The 2,236-nt window shown below is 75.7% G+C and carries 1 protein-coding gene; it reads left to right on the forward strand.

Going from position 1 to position 2,236, the window contains the following annotated elements; genetic code table 11:
• The first annotated feature begins 121 nt into the window (after window positions 1-121).
• A complete protein-coding gene (locus tag DT057_RS34650) occupies window positions 122-1,954 on the forward strand; it encodes a sensor histidine kinase (RefSeq protein ID WP_128566523.1) in 1,833 nt (610 codons plus the stop codon).
• Window positions 1,955-2,236: the final 282 nt, after the last annotated feature.

Here is a 2,236-nt window from a genome sequence, read left to right on the forward strand (position 1 = left end):
CTATGGCTTAGGTAACTGTCCACACGGGCTAACGATCGTTTAAGCCGGCTCTGCGAGGGTTCCGGCGTACGGAGCGAAGGGGCGCCGGGGCCCGACGGGTTCCCTGCGCTGGCGTGGCGGTGTGCGTATCAACAAGGCCTTTGCGTCGCTGATCGACGCCCGTCTGGCAGGGCTCGTCCACGAGTCGGTCGCCGGCGACCCGAACGAGCGGATGCGCCACGAGCGTTTCCTGATCTCGCGGCTCGCCACGGGCGCCGTCATGATGGCGATGCTGCCGCCCTACCTGCTCTGGCGCGGCGTGCCCTCGCCCCTGGAGGCGGTGGCGGCCGCCTGCCTGATGCTGCCGGTCGCGGCGGCCCTGATCCTCGCCCGCACCGGGCGGCTGGTGCTCGCCCACGGCCTCTCGTCGGCGGCGCTCACCGGCCTCGTCGTCTGCCTCGCCTGCCTCACCGGCGGGCCGGCCTCCGCGGCCAGCATCTGGCTCGTGATGATTCCCATCGAGGCGCTGATGGCGGGTTCGCACCGGGCGGCGCTGATGTCGGGGGCGCTCGCCGCCGCCGGGGCCGTGCTCATCTCCCTGATCGAGCCCACCGCCGGCTCGGGTCTGTTCGCCTGGCCGGCGGCCCTGGCGATGCCGATCTTCGCCATCACGGCGATCTGCCACGTCCTGGCGCTGTCGGTCGAGCACCTGCGCCGGGAGGGGCGCTGGAGCGCCACCCTGCGGGCGGCCTCCGCCCGCGACGCGCTGCTGCTCGACGCGATCGACGACCTGATCACCTGGCACGACCGCAACGGCAGCGTGCTCCAGGCCAGCGCCGCCTCCGCCACGCTCGCCGGCGCCTCGCCCGAGCAGCTGGCGGGGCGCGGGCTCCTCGCCCGCGTCCACGTCTCGGACCGGCCCGCCTTCCTTAAGGCGATCAGCGACGCCGCCGGCCGGGCCCTGCCGGTGACGGCGCAGTTCCGGCTGCACGCGGCCGGCCCGGCCGGGGAGCCCGGCCGGGTGATCTGGGCCGAGATGCGGGCGCACCGGGTGCCGGGCGGGGCCGGGGCCGCGGCGCCCGGCGAGGCCGCCGTGGTGGCGGTCACCCGCGACGTCTCCGAGCACCGCCGCCGGGCCGAGGACCTGGACCAGGCCCGCGCCGAGGCCGAGCGGGCCGACGAGATCAAGAGCCGGTTCCTCGCCACGGTCAGCCACGAGCTGCGCACGCCCCTCAACGCCATCATCGGCTTCTCCGAGATGCTGGAGGCCGAGGGCCAGCTCGCCCTCGGGGCGGAGCGCCGGCGCGAGTATGCCGGCCTCATCCACGGCTCGGGCCGGCACCTCCTGGAGGTGGTGAACGGGCTCCTCGACATGTCGCGGATCCAGAGCGGCAACTTCGACTACGTGCCCGAGCCGTTCGAGCTCGGCACGCTGGTCCAGGGCTGCTGCGACCTGATGCAGCTCAAGGCCGACCAGAGCGCGGTGCTGCTCGTGCGCGACATCGCCCCGGACCTGCCGGAGCTGACCGCGGATCCGCGCGCCTGCCGGCAGATGCTGATCAACCTCCTGTCGAACGCCGTGAAGTTCACGCCCCGGGGCGGCCGGGTGACGCTGAGCGCGCGACGGGCCTTCGACCGCATCGAGATGGCCGTGACGGACACCGGCATCGGCATCGCCGAGACCGACCTGCCGCGGGTGGGCGACCCCTTCTTCCAGGCCGGCCTCGGGGCGGGCTCGGCCTATGGGCGCCCCTACGAGGGCACCGGCCTCGGATTGTCGGTGGTGCGCGGCCTCGTCGGGCTGCATCACGGCGACCTGACCGTCGAGAGCACGCCGGGCCAGGGCACGCGGGTGGTCGTGACGCTGCCCCTCGACTGCCGCACCGGCCGGGCGCCCGGACCGCCGGCCCCGATCCGCACCGCCCCGCTCGCCGGCGAGCGGGAGACCGGCGCGGCGCTGCTGCGCTCGGCCTGAGGCGCGCCTTCCGGGCGGCTCCCGCCGGGCACCCCCGCCGGGGGCCCGGGGCCTCCGGGGCGCCCCGGGGCCCGGTGAGGAATTCGAGAGGGTTCGGGGATTAGGCTCATCCGCCGGGGACGGGGCCGCGCGGTTCGCCGCGGCTCGGGTGGACCCGGCCTCACCCGGAGGCCGCGGGTCGGCGGCCAGAGACGAGGAGCTGCGATGCCCGAGGCGCGCGCCCGGCGAGAGGACCCCGACGTGACGCTCACGGCCGACGCCCGGCCGGCGCCGCGCCCGCGC

Source organism: Methylobacterium crusticola, from assembly GCF_003574465.1.
Classification (GTDB): domain Bacteria; phylum Pseudomonadota; class Alphaproteobacteria; order Rhizobiales; family Beijerinckiaceae; genus Methylobacterium; species Methylobacterium crusticola.